The organism is Micromonospora sp. ATA51 (assembly GCF_016802855.1).
Taxonomy (GTDB): domain Bacteria; phylum Actinomycetota; class Actinomycetes; order Mycobacteriales; family Micromonosporaceae; genus Micromonospora; species Micromonospora sicca.
In genome coordinates this window covers 1-5,508 of the sequence record NZ_JAEVHJ010000392.1, presented here as the reverse complement: position 1 = coordinate 5,508, position 5,508 = coordinate 1, and the positions used below count along the sequence as shown (strand labels likewise).

5 protein-coding genes and 2 pseudogenes are annotated in these 5,508 nt (G+C 74.1%); 4 read left to right on the top strand and 3 right to left on the bottom strand.

The annotated features are described in order from the left end of the window. The 3 genes from JNW87_RS34060 to JNW87_RS34050 all read left to right on the top strand — a co-directional run. Positions 1-644, top strand: a 644-nt coding sequence (locus tag JNW87_RS34060) for a hemerythrin domain-containing protein (RefSeq protein ID WP_309234139.1), incomplete at its 5' end; no start/stop codon positions are given. Positions 645-723: 79 nt separating this feature from the next. Further along, complete coding sequence (locus JNW87_RS34055; protein ID WP_109800712.1) at positions 724-1,719, top strand: LysR family transcriptional regulator; 996 nt, start codon at positions 724-726, stop codon at positions 1,717-1,719. Positions 1,720-1,738: 19 nt separating this feature from the next. Next, on the top strand, positions 1,739-1,975 hold the full coding sequence (locus tag JNW87_RS34050; RefSeq protein WP_109800713.1) for a hypothetical protein: 237 nt from the start codon (positions 1,739-1,741) through the stop codon (positions 1,973-1,975). 52 nt (positions 1,976-2,027) lie between these two features. On the opposite strand, the gene JNW87_RS34045 is transcribed toward JNW87_RS34050, so the two are convergent. From JNW87_RS34045 to JNW87_RS34035, 3 genes and pseudogenes are all read right to left on the bottom strand, one after another. Continuing rightward, positions 2,028-2,378 carry a DUF3140 domain-containing protein gene (locus JNW87_RS34045; protein ID WP_109800714.1) on the bottom strand — a complete coding sequence of 117 codons (351 nt, stop codon included), beginning with the start codon at positions 2,376-2,378 and terminating at the stop codon, positions 2,028-2,030. Next, positions 2,378-2,545, bottom strand: a complete 168-nt coding sequence (locus tag JNW87_RS34040) for a hypothetical protein (protein ID WP_161557779.1) — start codon at positions 2,543-2,545, stop codon at positions 2,378-2,380. Before JNW87_RS34040 ends, JNW87_RS34045 begins: the two co-directional genes overlap by 1 nt. Before the next feature lie 14 nt (positions 2,546-2,559). Next, positions 2,560-5,099 (bottom strand): annotated as a pseudogene (locus tag JNW87_RS34035) (ATP-dependent Clp protease ATP-binding subunit). 120 nt (positions 5,100-5,219) lie between these two features. On the opposite strand from JNW87_RS34035, the pseudogene JNW87_RS34030 reads away from it, so the two are divergent. Continuing rightward, a pseudogene (locus JNW87_RS34030) lies at positions 5,220-5,508 on the top strand (hypothetical protein); the annotation flags it as partial.

The following is a 5,508-nucleotide window of genomic DNA, read 5'->3' as shown; positions in this document are numbered from 1 at the left end:
CCCGCCGGCCACCAGTCGAGGAGGGCACCATGACCGTCCCCCTGCCGCCGCTGCCACCCGCCGCCGACGAGGCGTACCGGCCGGGCGGCCGGAGCCTGGCCGACCTCGTCGACGCCGAGCACCGGCAGCTGCTCGGTCTGGCCGACCAGGTCACCGACCCGGATCTGGCCGCGGAGCGCCGGCGCGAGGTGATCGACGTGCTCACCGCCGCGGTGTCCCGGCACCTCTCCGCCGAGGAGCAGTACCTCTTCCCCGCCGCCCGGGCCGCCGTGCCGGCCAGCGCCGAACTGGTCGACCGGGAGATCGAGGCGGACGCCGCGCTGCTCACCGCCCTGAAGGGACTGTCCGGCCCGGACGACCCCGCGCTGGCGAGGTGGCGACCGGGTACGCCGGCACGTCAGCCGGGTCGCCGCGCTGATGACGCCGCTGCGGGCGTGGCCACCGACGCGGAGCTGATCCGGCTGGGCAACCGGTGGCAGATCGCCGAGGAGGCGGCGCCGACCCGGCCGCACCCCGGCACCCCGGCCACCCCGCCGTGGAACAAGATCGTGGAACCGGCGGTGGGCGTGGTGGACAAGCTCCGGGACGCGGTGACCGGCCGGCGTACCCAGCTGGCGGACCTGGAGCGGCAGCCGAAGACCTGACCCCACGCCGGTACGCATCGGGGGAGGCCGATGCCGTTCGGGCCTTCCGTCCATCGGTGCGTGGCCCTACCGTCACCCTATGAATCTGGAGCTGCGACACCTCCGGGTGGTGTGCGCGATCGCGGAGACGGGGAGCGTGACCAAGGCGGCCTCGACGCTCGGCCTGGCCCAGCCGGCCCTGACCGCCCAGCTCCAGCGCATCGAACGGATCCTGGGCGGGCCGCTGTTCGAGCGGGACCGGCGGGGCGCCCGCCCCACCGCGCTGGGCGAGCTGGTGCTGGCCCGGGCCCGGGTGCTGCTGCCGGCGATGAAGGGCCTGCAGGACGAGGCGGCGCGGCTGGCCGGGGCGGGCGACCCGCTGGGCCGGTACCGGTTCGGCGGGGTGAACAGCCCGATCCTCGGCCGGTTGGTGCACCGGCTCGCCGCCGAGCAGCCCCAGCTGCAGATCACCACGTACGCCTCCTGGTCCGTGGACGAGCTGGCCCAGCTCGTGGCCGGTGGGCGGCTGGACTTCGCGCTCACCGGGGTGTGCGGCGACGCGACCCCGTCGGCGGAGTTCGCGCTGAGCTGGCGGGAGGTCGCCGTCGACCCGGTCCTCGTGCTGCTGCCGCAGACCCACCCGATGGCCGACCGGGAGGAGGTGCGGCTGGCGGACCTGCGGCGGGAGCAGTGGGTGGCGGCGCCCGGCGACGGCTGCTTCGGCGACTGCTTCGCCGCCGCCTGCGCCCGCGCCGGCTTCACCCCGCGGAAGCTGTACGAGACGGACGTCCGCGGCTGCATGGACCTGGTCGAGGCCGGCGAGGCGGTGGCGCTCTGCCAGGCCACCTTCCGCCCGGTCGCCGGGCTGGTCACCCGCCGGCTGGCCGGGACGCCGCTGCGCTGGCGGCTGCTGCTGGGCTGGCACCCGGACGCCCCGGCCGCCCGGGTCGCCGAGGCGGTGCTGGAGACCGCGGTGGCCGCGTACACGGACGCGCTGGCGCCGCACCCGGACTACCTGGCCTGGCTGCTGCGCCACCCCGACTTCGGCGCCCAGCCATCGGCGGCCCGGCCGCCCGGCGGGGTGCGAACCGCGTGACGGCGGGTATCAGGGCAGCATGACCGATCTGTACCCCGCGGCCGACCAGCGGGAGCTGCTGCGTCAGGCGGCCGCCGCGCACACCGCCGCCTCCCGGGACGTCGAGACCTACCTGCGCCGGCTGCCCGACGTGCCGGACCCGGCCGACATCACCGAGTACGCCAACCTGCTCACCCGCGAGGAACGGGCCCGCCTCGACCGGCAGGCCGCCGCCGACGCCGCCGGCCTGCAGCTGCCCAGCATGGAGTCCGAGTAACCGACCGCGCGGAACGCACCCGGGGTTTGCCGGGTGCCGTTCCGGTCGTGGCTCAGCGTTCGACCAGGACGTCGTGGCCGAGGTCGAGCAGCGAGTGCCGCCACTCGTCGTCGGCGTTGCCCCGCTGCGGCTTCTCGTCCACCAGGGACTGGATGCGGTCGATGGCGTCCCGCATCACCTCGATGTCCTCCGGGGTCAGGTCCACCTTCCGCTTGCTGAGCACGTGCAGGATCTGCCGCCCCGGCTCGGGCAGGTTCAGGTCCGGGTTCGGGCCGAACGCCTCCTCGCCCGACCCCCGCGTGAGCAGCCACTGCCGCAGCTGCTCGGAGGGGACGTTCACCTGGGCGTGGAAGTCGTCCCAGATCACCTCGACCTCGGGATCCAGCCGCTTCTCGCGTACCATCACGCCTCCTCTCCCGCCGGCGGCCCGGACGGCGCCGGGTCGCCCTCGTCGGTCCGCTGCTTCACGCCCTCCGGCGGCACCTTCACCCGGGACGGGTTGGCCGTCGGGGGCGCGACGATCGGTTCGCTGCGCTCGGTGTCCTCCCGGGACTCCTCCGGTTCGGTCATGTCCGCCCTCCGGTTCATCGCGGGTGGGACGTCGTCGCCGCCGTGTAGTCGCCGGCGGTCACGTCGAAGGCGAGCTGCCCGTCGCGCGCGTCGACGATGACCTTCTGGCCGGGCGAGATCTCGTTCTCCAGCAGCTTCCGGGAGAGCCGGTTGTCGACCTCCCGCTGGATCACCCGGCGCAGCGGCCGGGCGCCGAACTCGGGCTGGTAGCCGTGCTCGGCGAGCCAGTCGATCCCGGCGGTGGTGAACTCGACCTGGATGTCCTGGGCGTGCAGTCGGCGGCGGGTCTCCTCCAGCATCAGCCCGGTGATCTGGCGCAGCTGCTCGGCCTCCAGCCGTTGGAAGATGATCACCTCGTCGATCCGGTTGAGGAATTCGGGGCGGAAGTTCTCCTGCAACCGGCGCATCAACCGGTCCCGCAGCTCGGTGGCTTCCTGTTCCCGGCCGGGCTCGCCGACACCGAAGCCGACCGTGCGCTGGGTGCCGGTGATCAACTCCGAGCCCAGGTTGCTCGTCATGATCAGCACGGTGTTCTTGAAGTTCACCGTCCGGCCCTGGCTGTCGGTGAGCCGGCCGTCGTCGAGCACCTGCAACAGGATGTTGAAGACGTCCGGGTGCGCCTTCTCGATCTCGTCCAGCAGCACCACCGCGTACGGTCGGCGGCGCACCGCCTCGGTGAGCTGGCCGGCCTCCTCGTAGCCGACGTACCCGGGCGGGGCGCGACCAGCCGGCTGACCGTGTGCCGTTCCTGGAACTCGCTCATGTCCACCCGGACCATCCGGTCCGCCTCGCCGAAGAGCGCCTCGGCCAGGGCCCGGGCCAGCTCGGTCTTGCCGACGCCGGTGGGGCCGAGGAAGAGGAAGCTGCCCATCGGCCGGTCCGGGTCGGCCAGCCCGGTCCGGGACCGGCGGACCGCCTCCGCGACGGCGCTGACCGCGTCGTTCTGGCCGACCACCTTCTCGTGCAGGTACCCCTCCAAGCGCAGCAGTCGGTCGCGTTCCTCCTCGGTGAGCTGGTTGACCGGGATGCCGGTGGCCCGGGAGACCACCTCGGCGATCTCCTTCGGCCCGACCGCCGGCACCTGGTTGGGGCCCTCGTCGCCCCGGGCGCGGCGGATCTGGTCCTCCAGCTCGCTGATCCGGTCGCGCAGTGTCGAGGCGCGCTCGTACTGTTCGCCGGAGACGGCCTGCTCCTTGTCCCGGCGCACCTCGTCGAGCTGCTGTTCCAGGTCCCGCACGTCCGCGGCGGGGGTGCGGGTGCGCAGCCGGACCCGCGCCCCCGCCTGGTCGATCAGGTCGATCGCCTTGTCCGGCAGAAACCGGTCGGTGACGTACCGGTCGGAGAGCTCGGCGGCGGCGACCAGGGCCTCGTCGGTGAAGCGGACCTGGTGGTGCGCCTCGTACCGGTCGCGCAGGCCGCGCAGGATGGCGACGGTGTCCTCGACGGTGGGCTCGGGGACGAAGACCGGCTGGAACCGACGGGCCAGCGCGGCGTCCTTCTCGATGCTGCGCCGGTACTCGTCCAGCGTGGTCGCGCCGATCACCCGCAGCTCGCCGCGGGCCAGCGCGGGCTTGAGCATGTTGGACGCGTCCATGCCGCCCTCGCTGCCGGCGCCGCCCGCGCCGACCAGGGTGTGGATCTCGTCCAGGAAGATGATCAGCTCGTCCCGGTGCGCCCGGATCTCGTCGATCACCTTCTTCAGCCGTTCCTCGAAGTCGCCCCGGTACCGGGTGCCGGCCACCAGCCCGGCCAGGTCGAGCTGGACGACCCGCTTGCCGATCAGGGTCTCCGGTACGTCGCCGTCGCAGATCCGCTCGGCCAGCCCCTCCACGATGGCGGTCTTGCCCACGCCGGCCTCGCCGATCAGCACCGGGTTGTTCTTGGTCCGGCGGGAGAGGATCTCCACCGCCTGTTCGATCTCGTCGGCCCGCCCGATCACCGGGTCGATCTGGTCGGCGCGGGCCAGGTCGGTAAGGTCCTGACCGTACTGGTCGAGGGTGGGGGTGCCGCGGTCCGGCTTGGGGCCCTGGCCGCGTTCCGCGCTGGCCGCCTGCAACGACTCCGGTTGGACCCGCCCGGCGGCGAGCATCCGGCCCGCCGGCGACTCCGGGTTGAGCGGCAGGGCCATCAGGATGTGCTCGGGACCGATGTAGTTGGCGCCCATCGCCCGGGAGAGCTGGTGGGCGTCGAGCAGCGCCCGCTTGGCCGCCGGGGTGAGCGACAGGTTCGGTGGCACCTCGCCACGGGGCGCCCCGTCGCCGCGCCCGCCTAGGGCGTTGACCAGGGCGTCCGGGTCGGCGCCGGCACGGCGTACCAGGTCGCGCAGCGGTTCGCGTTGCAGCGCCGCCCAGAGCAGGTGGTCGGTGTCCAGGTCGTTGCTGTGCTTCTGGGCCGCCCGGCGGGCCGCGTCGGCCAGCATCTCCCGCGCGTCGGCGGTCATCAGCCGGGTGATGTCGACCCGGTGCGGCGGCCGGCGTCCTCCCTCGCCCCGGCCGAAGTAGCGGGCCAGGAATTCGTCCCACGGGTCGGAGCCGAAGTCGCCGGGTCCCATCATCTCTGTCCTCCGGAGTCGGGCGCGGCACGGTCGCCGAGGGCAACCCGTGGGCGCGGCACGGTCGGCGGTGGCTACCCGGCGGTCGGCGCGACAAACGCCCCCGGGTGGCACGCTGGGGGCATGCAGACCAGTCCGCTGCTCGTCGTCGACGGCGCCAACGTGGTCGGTCCCGCCCGAACGGCTGGTGGCGGGACCGGGCCGGGGCGGCGGCCCGGCTGCGGGACGCTCTCGTCCCGCTGGCCGAGCGCGGGGTGCCGCCGGAGCTGGCCCCGCCGGTGGAGGTGGTGCTGGTGGTGGAGGGCGCGGCGCGGGACGTCCCGGGCGTCCCGGGGGTCCGGGTGGTCTCCGCGCCCCGTTCGGGTGACGACACCATCGTCGAGCTGGTCGCGGCCGCGCCGGACCGCCGCCG

Bases quoted from the DNA above. Each gene is read 5' to 3' on its own strand.
- JNW87_RS34055 (WP_109800712.1), top strand. From the start codon at position 724: ATGAATCTGGAGCTGCGACACCTCCGGGTGGTGTGCGCGATCGCGGAG.
- JNW87_RS34050 (WP_109800713.1), top strand. From the start codon at position 1,739: ATGACCGATCTGTACCCCGCGGCCGACCAGCGGGAGCTGCTGCGTCAG.
- JNW87_RS34045 (WP_109800714.1), bottom strand. From the start codon at position 2,378: ATGGTACGCGAGAAGCGGCTGGATCCCGAGGTCGAGGTGATCTGGGAC.
- JNW87_RS34040 (WP_161557779.1), bottom strand. From the start codon at position 2,545: ATGACCGAACCGGAGGAGTCCCGGGAGGACACCGAGCGCAGCGAACCG.